The organism is Paenibacillus antarcticus, assembly GCF_001637225.1.
Classification (GTDB): Bacteria; Bacillota; Bacilli; order Paenibacillales; family Paenibacillaceae; genus Paenibacillus_AQ; species Paenibacillus_AQ antarcticus.
Map to the genome: position 1 here is coordinate 250,221 of NZ_LVJI01000007.1, position 14,898 is coordinate 265,118.

The window sequence follows — 14,898 nt, forward strand, 5'->3', positions numbered from 1 at the left end:
TGGGTTTGGGAGAGGCTATTGTCGTGGTTGATAAGTAAAATATTTATTGGCCGCCCACAATCACGTATCGGTGTTACATTGATTTATTCTTGACTGCCTTACTGCTTGCCTTCCATGTCGGCTTCCCACTTCGTTATTTCCTCACGAACTCTAGGTGCTACTTCTGTTCCTAGCAGCTCAATCGCTCTCATTACATCAGCATGCGGCATACTACCCAACGGTACATGCAGCATAAAGCGAGTAATGCCTACATTTTTGCGGAGGTGAATGATCTTTTGGGCAACTGTCTCAGGATCACCCACATACAGTGCACCTTCAAAGCTACGCGCGGCATCAAAGCTAGATCGGTCATAGTGGCCCCAGCCCCGCTCCTTTCCGAGCACGTTCATACATGCCTGAGTAGAAGGAAAAAAAGTATCTGCTGCTTGTTGTGTATTCTCTGCAATAAATCCGTGCGAATGAGATCCTACCGAAAGTCGCGATACATCATGACCTGCATGTGCTGCTGCCTTTTTATAGAGCTGCACGAGTGGTGCAAACTGTATCGGTTTTCCACCGATAATCGCCAGTACTAGTGGCAGTCCTAGCAGACCTGCACGGATGACGGACTCTTGATTGCCCCCGCTACCAATCCATATCGGTAAAGGATTCTGAACCGGACGCGGATACACACCCAAGTTCTGGATCTCCGGCCGATGCCCACCTTTCCAGGTTACCTTTTCGGAATCGCGTATCTTAAGGAGTAATTCCAACTTCTCGTCAAACAGTTCCTCATAGTCATCCAAGTCATAACCAAACAGTGGAAAGGATTCAATAAAGGAACCCCTGCCAGCCATAATCTCCGCGCGACCATTTGAAATACCATCCAGCGTAGCGAAATCTTGAAACACGCGTACTGGATCAGCAGAAGAAAGAACCGTCACTGCGCTAGTCAACCGAATTCGTTTGGTTTGTGAAGCAGCCGCAGCTAGCACTATAGCGGGAGAAGATGCAGCATAGTCTTTCCGATGATGCTCACCCACCCCAAATACATCAAGCCCCACTTGATCGGCAAGGGTGATTTCCTCAACAACTTCACGCAACCGCTGTGCGTGACTCATCACTTCACCAGTCTTAACATCCGGTGTTGTTTCTACAAATGTACTAATACCTATCTCCACGGGCAATCTCTCCTTTTTTATAATTTTTCTCCAACAACAACTTCGATAGCCAATAAAGCTTAAGATCAGATATCTTTATTTTGAACTATTATTTGTTTTTTTTCAAATATGTATATTGAACATGGACTGTACCTCCAATAGTTAGTTGTATCTAACCATTGGGGTGCAGCAGTTCACTTTAAAGTTAGCATCCATTACACCTTGTTCATGGTTTCTGAATAAAGAGTTGCGTCCAATACGTTCGATATTGACTTGTATCTGTTCCTGCCACATACCCTACCCCAATATCAGTAAATCTTGGATCTAGAATATTAGCTCTATGACCTGGACTATTCATCCACACTCTCATCACTTCTTCTGGTGTTGTTTGACCCGCTGCGATATTTTCTCCATAAGCACGCCACTTAACCCCATAACGATTTAGCATTTCCTCCGGGGTACCATACGTTGGAGATGTATGACCGAAATAATTCTTATCTCTCATATCTCTTGATTTCAAGACTGCAAGGTCTGTTAGCATCGAATTAAGTGTTAATGCAGCGATGCCTCTACTTGTCCGTTCTTCATTCACTAATCTAAATACCTGCATCTCATACGCATTCGCTTGTCTTATACGAATCCTAGTCATTTTCACTCTTTTCGTTATTTTGCTAGGATTACGATTAATTCTCCGTCTTGATGATATTCTTTTTCTCATCTTCTCAAACCTCCAACAATATATTTGCGTACAACATATATATATTGTTAAAGAGTTAATCCTGCTTGTATCTTAGTCTCTAATTCTAGTACGGACTCCCCCCAATTATTTCTCTATATTACTTCCTGTAAGTTCGCTTTAAGTCATCTTGGTAGTGACTTAATTCATCTAAAAGCAACTATTTTTTTCTAGGGATTTCATCATTTAAACCTTATAATAGAGTTTGCAACTTGAAATAACAGGAACTAGTAAAATTCTAAGCAGGGGGAAGTATCGAATGTTTAAAAATTCTAAATTCAGTATACGTTCTAAAATAGCACTCGGTTATCTTATTATATTATTTTGTCTAGGCGCGTCTATCTTTGTATTAAATGACCAAATGTCTAGTATGGAAAAAGAGATTACGTTTATTACAGACCATGATATGGAAGTCCATAACTTGGCCTATTTAATTGAAAAACATGTATTAGATATGGAAACCGGACAACGTGGATTTATGCTCACCGGTGACGAAAAGTACTTGGAGCCTTATAACAGTGGTATAACAAAATGGGACGACGATTATAACAGCCTCCATCAATTAATTACGGATAATCCGAGCCAGCAGAAGAAGCTTGAAGGGATAAAATTAAATATTGAACAGTGGATCGAGACCGTCGGTGAGCCAACCATCGCATATAAAAAAGAAAACAATATGCAAGACTCTCTGAACTTTTTCAAGTTAGATACAGGGAAGTTGAAAGTTGATCGGATGCGAGACCAATTAGATGACTTCCGCACCACGGAAAAGAGCTTAACGCAAATACGGGTCGATGACCTGAATCAAAGAAACGCCGATTTGAAATTCGTTCTCTATGTTTTCTTACTTACAGTTACCGTCATTTCTATTCTGGTTGCGTTCGTCATTTCTAGAACGATTGTCAATTCCATTAAACAAGTCTCCACAGCGATATCGGAGATTGCCTCTTCAGAGGGAAATTTAACTGCAAGAAGAATTAATATCAGAACGAAGGATGAAATCAGGGATCTTGGAGAAGCCACGAATCATCTTTTGCAAAGTAATGAGAACGAGATTTGGCTTCAAACCAGCATCTCAGAGGTCGCAACTGCCTGCCAGGGACTAGCGAGCGATTCAGAAATAGCGCAGTCCTTTATTTCGAAGATCGCCCTCTTATTGCATGCATCTCACGGCATATATTATCGTCGCACCGAGGGTAAATTGAAGATGATTGCTTCATTCGCTGCTTACGGGGACAATACTGCTGCATCCTCTTTTCGGATTGGAGAAGGACTTGTTGGACAATGTGCACTTGATAAGCGTACTTTCCTATTAGATCCCGTTCCGGAAGATCACGTTAAGATTACGACAGGACTTGGACAATCTTCTCCAAGAAGCATCCTGATTGTACCTATTGAATATGAGGGCCATGTGGTGGGGGTCATTGAACTTGCCTCTTTGGAGTCATTTATCCCCTTACAGCAACAATTAGTCGAGAAGACTCGTTCTACATTGGGTATTGCCATGAATAGCGCCATGATTCAAATGGAGGTACAGCGGTTATTAGAGGAGTCTCAAGCGTTATCAGAGGAACTACAATCCCAGACCGAGGAACTACAACAACAGACAGAAGAATTGCAAGCGCAATCAGAGGAATTAACCGCACAGCAGGACGAACTGAAAGCTTCCAATGATTCACTTAAGTTCTCAGAAGAGCAACTTCAACGTCAGCAGGAAGAACTTGAACAGAGTAATCAGGAGATCGCAGCACGTGCGGAACAAATGGAGTACCTCATGCGGAAAACCGAAGAAACCAATGAACAGATCGAGAATCAGAATGCTATTCTAGCAAAACATGCAACTGAACTCATTTCCGCATCCCAATATAAATCCGAGTTCCTTGCTAATATGTCACATGAATTACGGACGCCACTAAATAGCTTGCTGATTTTATCTCAGATTTTGGCGGATAACAAGGAAGGAAATCTTCATCCGAAGCAAATAGACTTTGCCCACACTATTCATGCCTCCGGCAGTGATTTACTTCGATTGATTGACGAGATCCTTGATTTATCGAAAGTTGAAGCCGGTCAAATGACTGTTGAACTGGAAACTGTTTTCCTTGAAGATGTGAAAGAGACTATGTGGCGTAATTTCCAGCCCATGGCCGAGCAAAAAGGTGTCGAATTTCAGATTCACGTCGAACAATCCTTGCCAGAGGCGATTCACACGGATGGTCATCGTCTTCAGCAAATTCTGAAGAATCTATTGTCTAATGCCTTTAAATTTACCGATCAAGGCCAAGTGATGCTACGCATATACCGAATGGACCTTCCCGAAGGAAGCGATCCAACCGATCACTCATTCCTTGCCTTCTCTGTTTCCGATACTGGCATTGGAATTTCAAAGGATAAAAAAGATGTTATATTTGAAGCATTTCAGCAGGCTGATGGTACGACAAGCCGGAAATACGGTGGAACGGGTCTTGGTCTCACGATTAGCCGGGAACTCTCTGCTTTACTTGGCGGACACATTAAAATTGAAAGCCATGAAGGGCAAGGAAGTACCTTCACCCTCTATCTGCCGGAGTCCCAGATGAGTTCGCAGCACTTCGCTTTGAAGGAAGTGGGGGCGGCTGGGACGGATTCGACTGACGTCCCACTTTCGATTGAAATGCTTCTTCCAAGTATTGAACTGAGTAATCCAGACTTGCTCCTGATCTCGGAAGTGGAAGATGACCGCAACGAGGTGAACGCCGGTGACCGCGTGCTTCTCATCATCGAAGATGACATCCAATTCGCCAAAATCATGCTAGATATGGCCCGATCTTATAATTTTAAAGGAATTGTTGCGCTCCAAGGTGACAAGGGCTTAGCACTTGCCCATGCCTATAAACCGGATGCGATCATGTTGGATATTCAACTACCCGTTATCGATGGATGGGCCATTCTCGAACGACTTAAGCAACATCCCGACACACGGCATATTCCAATTCATATTCTTTCTGTCCTTGATGAATCGAAACAAGGACTGATGATGGGAGCTATGGCTTATCTACAGAAACCCGTCAATAAGGATACAATTGATAATGCTTTGTCCCGGATTGAATCCTTTATTAACCGCGACCTCAAGCGCCTTCTAATTGTCGAAGACGATGTTGTACTAAGAAACAGCATGGTTGAACTGATTGGGCATGATGACGTAGTCATCACCGCTGTTTCGACCGGTAAAGAGGCACTTCATGAACTTCAATTGGAGCAATTCGATTGTATGGTCATGGATTTGGGATTGTCCGATATTTCCGGATTCGATCTACTTGACCGCATTCGACATACGGAACAGCTACAGAAGCTTCCAATTATTATTTATACCGGTAAAGAGCTGGACATGAAAGAAGAAATGCAACTGAAGAAATACGCAGAGAGTATCATTATTAAAAATGTTAAATCACAAGAACGTCTCTTTGATGAAACAGCTTTGTTCCTCCATCGAGTGGAGGCGAATTTGCCAGAGGATCGGCGTAAAATATTGAAGAAGTTATATAACAATGAAACGGCATTTGATGGCAAACGCATTCTTCTGGTTGAAGATGATATGAGAAATATCTTTGCTTTATCAAATGTGCTAGCTACCTACAACTTGGATGTTACGTTTGCCGAAAATGGACGAGAGGCTCTTGAACTCTTGGAGAAAGATCCGAATTTTGATTTGATTCTGATGGATATTATGATGCCAGAAATGGATGGGTATCAAGCGATGAAAGCCATTCGGGCGATGCCGCAATTTGAAAAGTTACCTATTATCGCGTTAACGGCCAAAGCAATGAAGGAAGATCGTAAGCGTTGCATCGATGCTGGGGCATCTGATTACATCAGTAAACCTATAGATACCGTGAAGCTACTATCCTTATTAAAAGTATGGCTCTACACGTAAGGAGGCCAAATATCATCTCTGAGTATAACGAAATAGACTTGGACAATTCTCTAACAAAGGACGAAGATGAACGAGAAAAAATTGAAGTACGCCTACTTCTGGAAGCTGTTTTTCAGATGTATGGATACGATTTTCGCAACTACGCCTTTGATTCCATAAGACGCCGAATTCGGCATGGTATGCACGCTATAGGTGTAAATAACGTATCTGCCCTTATTGAACAGGTCTTGCATTACCCGCAACGGATGCACCAACTACTTCGTTATTTGGTTGTGAACGTCACCGAAATGTTTCGCGACCCGTCCATGTTTAGAACTTTTAGAGAAAAAGTCGTGCCGTTTCTCCATACGTATCCGCATATTCGAATTTGGCACGCAGGATGTTCAACCGGGGAAGAAGTTTTATCGATGGCCATTCTTTTACATGAAGAAGGACTATACGACAAGGCACGCATCTATGCAACCGATATTGATGAAGATTCCTTGGAAAAAGCCCAAGAGGGTATCTTTCCTCTAAGCAATATGAAGACCTATACACACAACTATATTCAATCCGGAGGAACGAAATCTTTCTCCGATTATTATACAGCTCAGTACGACGCGGTGCGTTTCGATCCATCCTTGATGAAGAACATCGTGTTTGCTCGACATAATTTAGTCACCGATCAATCTTTCAATGAATTCAATGTTATTTTCTGTCGCAACGTCATGATCTATTTCGATAAAACTTTGAAAGGTCGCGTTCACCAGCTATTTCATGAAAGTTTAAGCATGTTTGGCTTTCTTGCCTTAGGGGACCGAGAGTCGATCCATTTCAGTGAGTTTGAAGATAGTTACAAAACCGTCGACCTCAGTGAAAAACTGTATCAGAAAATGAAATAATTAGAGAGGGGGATGAACATGGAAAGAGACTATCCCATCAATATTTTGTTAGTGGACGACCATCCGGAGAATCTGTTAGCCATTGAGGCTGTGCTAGAAGGCGAACCGTATCAATTGATTCGAGCCTATTCCGGGCTAGATGCGCTTCGTTGTCTGCTAAAAGATGAAATTGCCGTCATTTTACTGGATGTTCAGATGCCTGGCATGGACGGATTTGAAACCGCCCGTCACATTAAATCATACGATAACTCGAAGAGTATACCCATAATATTTATTACGGCCACCAGTAAGGAAACCAGACATTTTTCCGCCGGATATTCAGTCGGGGCTATTGATTACATGGTCAAACCCTTTGTACCCTATGTGTTAAAGTCCAAAATACAGGGCTTCGTCCATTTGTATGACGCACAGAAAACGTTAAAACAAAAAACAAAGCAATTGGAGCAGACCAACCTAGACTTAGTGAAGATTACGGAACAATTGACAAGAGCTGAGGCGCAGACGCGCGTCGTAATGGAAACGTCCATTGATACGATGCTGATCTTTACACCTAAAGGTGTCATTCTACAAACAAACCCTGCGGTTGAAGAGATGTTTGGATATGGTAGAGATGAATTGCTTGGACAGAATATTACCATTTTGCTGCCAACGCTAGGGAGTACGGATGATATTCGCTATCTAGATTGGATCGGAAAAGTGCGGGAAATATCGCCACGTTGTAAAAACGGGACCACGTTTCCGGCGGAAATTCAGCTAGGCGTATCGGGTGAAAATTCGTATTTATTGGCTTGCACAATTCGAAATATTAGTAATCGAAAACAAGGAGAACGAGATTTAATTCGAGCCAAAGATATAGCAGAGGAAGCCTCTAGGGTTAAAACGGATTTCCTTTCGTTAATGAGCCATGAAATTCGCACGCCTCTGAACGGTGTCATCGGCATGATGGATATTTTACTCGATTCCGGACTGACACAGGAACAACAAGAATTAGCACAAGTGGTCATGAATAGTGGCAACACCTTGCTATCTATCATGAATAATGTATTGGACTTTTCTAAGATGGAATCTGAGCGACTGGAACTTGAGGAAGAGTCTTTCCTGCTCATAGACTGCTTGGAACAAGTTCGTGATATCTTCACAGCTAAGCTTCAAGAGAAACAATTAGAAATGCTCTATGTCATAGATCGTGAACTACCCATTATGATTCGGGGTGACATTACTCGCTTGCAGCAGATCCTTTTGAACCTCATCGGGAATGCGATCAAATTCACTGATGTGGGTGGCGTATACATCGTAGTTAGCAAGGTAGGCGAGGCTCAGGACACCGTTTCAATTGAATTTACCATTAAAGATACAGGGATCGGGATTCCCCCTGATAAAACAGAGAAGCTGTTTCAACCCTTTTCACAGGTGGATGCCTCGGTTAACCGCAAGTATGGAGGGACCGGATTGGGACTTGCTATCTGCAAAACATTGGTGGAGATCATGGGTGGAACCATCCGCATAGATTCCATGAAAGAGGCCGGTGCGACGTTTGTATTTACCGTGGATATGAAAAGATGCTCCGATTCAGAAGCAGAGCTCGACCCAATTGGACGGGATTGGTTAAAAACTTGCCCATCTTCTGAGGTAACAGCTATATCTATGCAAATCTTAGTTATCGAAGAGCAGCCCGTTTATCAAAAATTACTTGTTCATATGCTCGAGGGCTTAGGGCATACCGTCATGGCCGTCTCAGATGAGATGGGTGCACTACGAGCATTGGAAGAGGGTTTCTTCGATATGCTATTCATAGATAGTCATCAACCAATGACTAATGTTCGGGAGACGCTATATACCATGATCAATCAGAGTGTTGACGTTCAACGTCTTATCCTGATTGGTATGCTCACCCATATGACGCAAGACTTCGAGGAACTAGAACAGACGAATCTCAAATTTAATGAGCTTCTTCAAAAACCCATTCGTTTAGGGCACCTGAAGCACATACTCTCTACTTACGCATCAACTATGGAGCCACATCTATTGGCCTAGTAAGGCATTATTGCTCTCATATATCAAGACATAGGCTGGGCTGATCTTGGATTAGTTCTGGTCTATTCGTTATAAAACGATAAGCGTTGATTCAGAAATCATAATGGGGGGATGAACATGAAGATTGGAATCATTGGATTAGGTGATATCGCCACTAAGGCTTACTTACCTGTGCTTTCTGAGAAGGATGGGATAGAATTGGTACTTTGTACAAGAAACATAGATACATTAAATACCTTATCCAAAAAGTATGCCATTCAAGAACAAGTTCAGACCGTAGATGAACTGCTAGCCAAGAATATCGATGCAGCATTTGTATGTACTGCGACAGAGGCACATTTTGAAATAGCTGAACAATTACTTAGAGGTGGTATACACATCTATATTGATAAGCCAATATCTATGCATTTTCATGAAGCTGAGAATATCGTAAAGCTCGCGAAAGAGAACGGCAAGATCGCTATGGTTGGCTTTAATAGAAGGTTTATTCCCCACATTACAGAGCTTAAAGAACATGGGAAAGCTAACATGATTATCATGCAAAAAAACAGATTCGCTGCACCAGATTATATACGAAGATTTGTTGTGCAAGATTTCATCCATGTTGTAGATACGCTTCGGTTTTTGATGGATACCAAGGTCAAGGATGTAAAGGTACAGTTCTTAAGAAACGGTGAATTTCTTGATCATGTAGTTATCACGCTCATCGGAGAAGGATGTACGGCTATAGGGATTATGAACAAGAATGGCGGGGTCACAGAAGAAATCATCGAGTATACAACGGCGAATGATAAATATGTAGTAAACAATCTTGTTGAAACAATCCATTATCATGATAAAGAAATTCGTATATCCAAGTTCGGCGATTGGGAGACTACGCTATACAAACGGGGATTCTACCAAATCGTTGATCATTTTATCGATTGTGTTCATCATAACTCAACACCTGATCCATCTATGGATGATTCGCTGGTAACTCATGAAATTTGTGAAAGGATCATTAACCATATTGATTGACAAGTCACAAGTGCTACAGGTCATCCATGAATGATTCGCGAGTCTTTTTAGTCTCGTTTATTATGTTATCTTATTTTCCATGATCTCAACAAACTTTGTTGATGCTGGTGATAACGGTACACTTTTCAAAAAACATACGCCTATACTTCTCTTTGGTATTTCCTCTGTTAGTTGTAGTTCATATAATAACCCTTTATTTAAATACTCTTGGGAAAATTGTTTAGTCACACATGCTATTCCTAAATTTATTTTGGCAAATTCCAATAGTAAATCATGTGATCCTAATTCAAATTCTGGTGAAATCCTTATCCCTTTGGATATCAAATAATCTTCTACATACTTTCTGGAATTGGATTCAAGCTCAAGAAATATTAAAGGTAATTTCACTACTTCATTAAGGCTTACCGGTTGAGATGATATCGACTTATATTTCTCTCCACAAACAAAAATATCATGAACATCAATCAATGATCGAAGTTCTAACGTTGGGTCCTCAATGGGGAAATTACAAATCCCAATATCAACCTCTCCCAATTTCAATATGGAACAAATCTCACGTGTTGTGCCATTAATAATCTTAAACTTAATGTTAGGATATCTATTATGAAAAATTTCTAAATAAGGGAGTAAGAAGTATCGAGAAATCGTATCACCTACACCTATCTTTAATTCACCCATCGTTAAATTCTTGAACTCCAAAATCTTTTCTTCTCCAACTTGAATTAAATGAATAGCTGAATTAGCATATTCAAATAAGAGACGCCCTTCGTTTGTTAAAGATACCCCTCTAGGTGTTCTTGTGAATAGACGTGTATCCAACTCTCTTTCTAACTGCATGATGGCTTGACTAACCGCTGGCTGTGTCATATAAAGATCTTTTGCCGCATTGGAGAAGCTTTTACTTTTCGCAACCTTACAAAACACTTTATATAAATCTAATTTACTCACTATATAAGCACTCCTTATATGTATTATACGATATATTAATTTCACTTATATCATTAGCTTGATGTATATTACAAATATATATGTCACATCATTAAACTAACTTAAATAGTTATAAGGAGCGATTATATTGGAAAGAGTAGTTGGAACAGTTGTCAGAGGTCTCCGTTGCCCAATCGTAAATCGAGGAGATAATATAGAGGAAATCGTTGTAGATAGTGTATTACATGCTGCAGAAGTTGAAGGATTTAACATTAATGATAAAGATATCGTTACGATAACAGAATCCATTGTTGCTCGTGCGCAAGGTAACTATGCCACAATCGATCATATTGCTAAAGATGTTAGTTCCAAATTTGGAGAAGATACCGTTGGTGTTATTTTCCCAATCTTAAGTCGCAATCGGTTCGCAATCTGTCTTCGTGGTATTGCAAAAGGGTCTAAGAAAGTTGTATTAATGCTTAGTTATCCATCTGATGAAGTTGGTAACCACTTAGTCGATCTAGACTTGCTTGACGAAAAAGGAATTAATCCTTGGACAGATGTGTTAACAGAAGCACAATTCCGCGAGCATTTTGGATACAATAAACATACCTTTACGGGCGTTGATTATATTGATTATTATAAATCGTTAGTTGAAGAATATGGTGTTGAATGTGAAGTTATTTTCTCAAATAATCCAAAAACTATTCTAGAGTATACAAAAAGTGTCCTTACTTGTGACATTCATACTAGATTCAGAACAAAGAAGATATTAAAAGCTAATGGTGGAGAGAAGATCTATAGCCTCGATAACATATTAGCAGCATCTATTGATGGTAGTGGTTGTAACGAAGCTTATGGTCTTCTCGGATCCAATAAATCAACAGAAGATAGTGTTAAGCTATTCCCACGTAATTGCCAACCTGTCGTAGATAACATACAACAGATCATCAAAGAAAAGACGGGTAAGCATGTTGAAGTCATGATCTATGGAGATGGTGCATTCAAAGATCCGGTAGGTAAGATTTGGGAACTTGCCGATCCTGTTGTATCACCAGCTTACACAGCAGGACTTGATGGTACACCGAATGAAGTGAAGTTGAAGTATCTTGCTGATAATAACTTTGCTGATTTAAGAGGTGCTGAACTTAAACAGGCGATTTCTCAATATATTAGCAATAAAGATACAGATCTTGTAGGCGCGATGGAAGCACAAGGTACTACACCTAGAAGACTTACTGATCTTATTGGTTCTCTATCCGATTTAACTTCAGGTAGTGGAGATAAAGGTACACCGATTATCTTTATCCAAGGATATTTTGATAACTACACAAACTAATCTTAATCAATAAAGAACGGGTGCCTAAATTAGGCACCCGTTCTTTATTGATTGCTACCTTCCAATCTCATTCATTGTTACTCTTATACCTTGAATTTCCCTATTAACGCTTGTAATTCCTCTGCCATATTACTCAAATAAGCAACTGATGCCGAAATTTCCTCACTTGATGCATTTTGCTCTTCTACTGATGAAGCTACATTTTGGGTATTATCTGTTGACTGTTGTAAGATCGAAGCGATCCGCTCCATTATATTTACTGCTTCATGGGAATTTGATTGTACTTGTTCTACAATAGCCGATACTTCTTGAGATTGTGATGAGATCTCAGCAATGGCATTGGATATATCATTAAAGGCAATACCTGATTGCTGAACTTGCTGCATGCCTTGTTGAACGACCTTCGTCCCTTGATTCATTGCAAGTACCGCTCGATAAGAATCAGCTTGAATTTGCCCAATTAGCTCACGCACTTGTTCTGCTGATTTCCCAGATTGATAAGCTAGCTTCTTCACTTCCGAGGCAACTACAGCAAATCCCTTACCATGTTCACCTGCACGCGCAGCTTCGATGGCAGCATTGAGAGCCAATAGATTCGTTTGATTCGCAATTTGTGTAATGGCAACAATGATCAGGTCGATTTCCTTAGATTTGCCCTCTAATATTTGAATAGCATTTGCTGCTTCTTCAACCGTCTGTTGCATGAGATTCATATGTTCTATATTGTGAGACACAACTTGAGTACCTAATCTAGCATTATCATTTGCTATAGATGAATAATCAGCCATTGTCTGGATTGCATTAGCCACTTGATCCATCCCTCTTGAAATTTCCAGGACAGATTCGGTAGAATGCTTGATGCTGGACAATTGTTTCTCTGATCCTATGGCTACTTCCTGAACAGCTAGGTTAATCTGTTCTGTTGCTTTACTCGTCTCTTCTGTGCTTGCAGCCAACTCTTGTGAAGAAGACGCAACGAGTACAGAAGCTTCTTTAACCTGTGTAAGTACAGATCGAAGATCCTTCGCTACCTTATTAACAGATTGTATTAATAATCCTGTTTCATCTTTACTTTTCGTTTGCAGATCATTAGAGGTGAGGTCACCATTCGCGATAATTTGAAGCACACGAGCCGAATCCTGAATTCGATTAACCATAGGGCGTGTGAGCACGAAATACAGCAATAGAGCGATAAAAAGAATAATTATCCCTTGAACCACCAGTTCCGTCATCATGTCCTTCTTAATTTGTTGAATACGTTCATTCGCATCAGGGGCACCCACATACCATATCCCAATAACTTTCCCACTAGAATCCTTGATTGGCATGTACGCAGCCTGGTAAGTATGACCTACAACATTAGCTTGGCCTAAGTACACTTGGCCCTCTTTGAGAACCTGATCAGCAACATTAGCTGACACTTTAGTCCCCACTGCACGTTTGCCATCAACAATAACGCTTGTCGTTACCCGTGTATCGCCTAAAAATATCGTAGAAGTATCCCCATTCGTCAATTTGCCTATTGCGTCAACAATCTCAAAGTTATTATTGATTAACGTTTCGCCTTTATATAACTTGTCCTCTTCCACATGCCACGACCCTGGATATTTCGTATCGATCATTTCCATACCCATCTGTAAATCAGATTGCGCCTTCTCAAGTGCCTCCCCTTCGATCAGAGTAGTTACTCTTACACCTTGCTGATAACCCATTACCACAAACGATCCAATCAAAATCAACATGCAAAGAAGAAAGAGTCGTGTGCGAATAGACATTGTTGAGAGCATTTCTGATAAACGATTCATAGTTTGTTGTTCTCCTCTTCTGTGGCGTACCTTAATAGGTTTTGATTTAATTAATTAATTGAACTGAAAACGGTTACGAAAGAAAAAACACCTATTATTTCACCATAATTACCAGAATAACCGTGTGAAACAATTAGAATATAACCCTGGAGTGAATACATGCATACTAAATGAGCTATAATCGTGACCTAAAAATGGTTAATATATATATTTATTTACACCCATATCCCAGTTCAAGTCAATTAATTTATACACACTTTCACCAGGATTACTTGACCTATAAAATAAGTGATAGTATGAATATATAGATTGTGATACCACATCATATATAAAGCATCAGATTGGTTAATCTACAGGTAATGAAAAACAGTCATAACAATAAAGGGGAAAGATCATAATGGTAGAAAATATAGATTGGAAAAATGGCGCTGTCGGGCATCCCTTCGTAGCTTCGTTCAGTGGAGGAAAGGATAGTGTGTTATCTCTATATAAAGCAATGAACATGGGAACGCCCGTTGGATTGATCGTGATGTTGGAGGAAGAAGGGAAGCGTTCTAGATCCCATGGAATGCCCCCAGAGCTTATTCGTGCTCAAGCTGAATCTATAGGTCTACCCGTATATACTGCTGCTTCAAGTTGGACAGATTATGAAGACGTGTTCATGCGCCTCTTGGAACATGCTAAGAATCAAGGTGCAGAAGTGTTAGTAACTGGTGACTTGGATATGCCTGCTCATGGATGTTGGCATGACAAGGTAACGAGAAATGCTGGATTAAAGCTTGGGATGCCTCTATGGGAAATGGATCATAAAGAAGCAGTTGAAGAGTTTATCAATCTTGGATTTAATACGATCGTAGTAACAGTAAATTTATCCTTAGGCATGCGTGAAGATGATTTAGGACGAACGTTAACCCATGAATATGTACAGGAACTCGAAGCTCGTGGTATTGACCCATGTGGAGAAGGTGGGGAATTCCATACCACAGTCATAGATGGACCCATCTTTAACAATCCTATTCCTGTTCGTAAATGTACGATTGTAAAGGATGGCAATTATGCTTTCTTACCATTGGAACTAGATCAGATGCCCGTTGGAGAATATTAAAT

General features: G+C 40.6%; 10 protein-coding genes. 6 read left to right on the plus strand and 4 right to left on the minus strand.

Features of this window, described 5'->3' with window-relative positions; genetic code table 11:
- Positions 1–98: 98 nt before the first annotated feature.
- Together PBAT_RS06810 and PBAT_RS06815 are read right to left on the minus strand one after the other, a co-directional pair.
- A complete protein-coding gene (locus PBAT_RS06810) occupies positions 99–1,160 on the minus strand; it encodes an LLM class flavin-dependent oxidoreductase (protein WP_068647844.1) in 1,062 nt (353 codons plus the stop codon).
- 205 nt (positions 1,161–1,365) lie between these two features.
- Positions 1,366–1,857 (minus strand): CAP domain-containing protein, encoded by a 492-nt coding sequence (locus PBAT_RS06815; protein ID WP_068647846.1) that lies wholly within the window; start codon positions 1,855–1,857, stop codon positions 1,366–1,368.
- A 277-nt stretch (positions 1,858–2,134) separates the two neighbouring features.
- Between PBAT_RS06815 and PBAT_RS06820 the strand changes: the two genes are divergently transcribed.
- The 4 genes from PBAT_RS06820 (at position 2,135) to PBAT_RS06835 (ending at position 9,720) form a co-directional block, all read left to right on the plus strand.
- Entirely contained in the window at positions 2,135–5,788 is a 3,654-nt protein-coding gene (locus PBAT_RS06820; protein WP_068647848.1) for a response regulator, read from the plus strand.
- A 32-nt stretch (positions 5,789–5,820) separates the two neighbouring features.
- Positions 5,821–6,669: a CheR family methyltransferase gene (locus PBAT_RS06825; protein ID WP_420848736.1), complete on the plus strand. Its 849-nt coding sequence runs from the start codon at positions 5,821–5,823 to the stop codon at positions 6,667–6,669.
- An 18-nt stretch (positions 6,670–6,687) separates the two neighbouring features.
- Complete coding sequence (locus PBAT_RS06830) at positions 6,688–8,703, plus strand: response regulator (protein WP_068647850.1); 2,016 nt, start codon at positions 6,688–6,690, stop codon at positions 8,701–8,703.
- Positions 8,704–8,820: 117 nt separating this feature from the next.
- The gene (locus tag PBAT_RS06835; protein WP_068647852.1) at positions 8,821–9,720 is read left to right on the plus strand and encodes a Gfo/Idh/MocA family protein; all 900 of its coding nucleotides are present in this window, start codon (positions 8,821–8,823) and stop codon (positions 9,718–9,720) included.
- A 60-nt stretch (positions 9,721–9,780) separates the two neighbouring features.
- Here PBAT_RS06835 and PBAT_RS06840 read toward each other — a convergent pair whose 3' ends face one another.
- The gene (locus tag PBAT_RS06840) at positions 9,781–10,671 is read right to left on the minus strand and encodes a LysR family transcriptional regulator (RefSeq protein ID WP_068648103.1); all 891 of its coding nucleotides are present in this window, start codon (positions 10,669–10,671) and stop codon (positions 9,781–9,783) included.
- A 124-nt stretch (positions 10,672–10,795) separates the two neighbouring features.
- Between PBAT_RS06840 and PBAT_RS06845 the strand changes: the two genes are divergently transcribed.
- Positions 10,796–11,986: a coenzyme F420-0:L-glutamate ligase gene (locus PBAT_RS06845; RefSeq protein ID WP_068647853.1), complete on the plus strand. Its 1,191-nt coding sequence runs from the start codon at positions 10,796–10,798 to the stop codon at positions 11,984–11,986.
- Between the two features lie 83 nt (positions 11,987–12,069).
- Here PBAT_RS06845 and PBAT_RS06850 read toward each other — a convergent pair whose 3' ends face one another.
- Positions 12,070–13,791 (minus strand): methyl-accepting chemotaxis protein, encoded by a 1,722-nt coding sequence (locus PBAT_RS06850; protein ID WP_084402871.1) that lies wholly within the window; start codon positions 13,789–13,791, stop codon positions 12,070–12,072.
- 397 nt (positions 13,792–14,188) lie between these two features.
- On the opposite strand from PBAT_RS06850, the gene PBAT_RS06855 reads away from it, so the two are divergent.
- The gene (locus PBAT_RS06855) at positions 14,189–14,896 is read left to right on the plus strand and encodes a Dph6-related ATP pyrophosphatase (protein ID WP_068647856.1); all 708 of its coding nucleotides are present in this window, start codon (positions 14,189–14,191) and stop codon (positions 14,894–14,896) included.
- Positions 14,897–14,898: the final 2 nt, after the last annotated feature.

Bases quoted from the DNA above. Each gene is read 5' to 3' on its own strand.
- PBAT_RS06815 (WP_068647846.1), bottom strand. From the start codon at position 1,857: ATGAGAAAAAGAATATCATCAAGACGGAGAATTAATCGTAATCCTAGC.
- PBAT_RS06820 (WP_068647848.1), top strand. From the start codon at position 2,135: ATGTTTAAAAATTCTAAATTCAGTATACGTTCTAAAATAGCACTCGGT.
- PBAT_RS06830 (WP_068647850.1), top strand. From the start codon at position 6,688: ATGGAAAGAGACTATCCCATCAATATTTTGTTAGTGGACGACCATCCG.
- PBAT_RS06835 (WP_068647852.1), top strand. From the start codon at position 8,821: ATGAAGATTGGAATCATTGGATTAGGTGATATCGCCACTAAGGCTTAC.
- PBAT_RS06850 (WP_084402871.1), bottom strand. From the start codon at position 13,791: ATGAATCGTTTATCAGAAATGCTCTCAACAATGTCTATTCGCACACGA.
- PBAT_RS06855 (WP_068647856.1), top strand. From the start codon at position 14,189: ATGGTAGAAAATATAGATTGGAAAAATGGCGCTGTCGGGCATCCCTTC.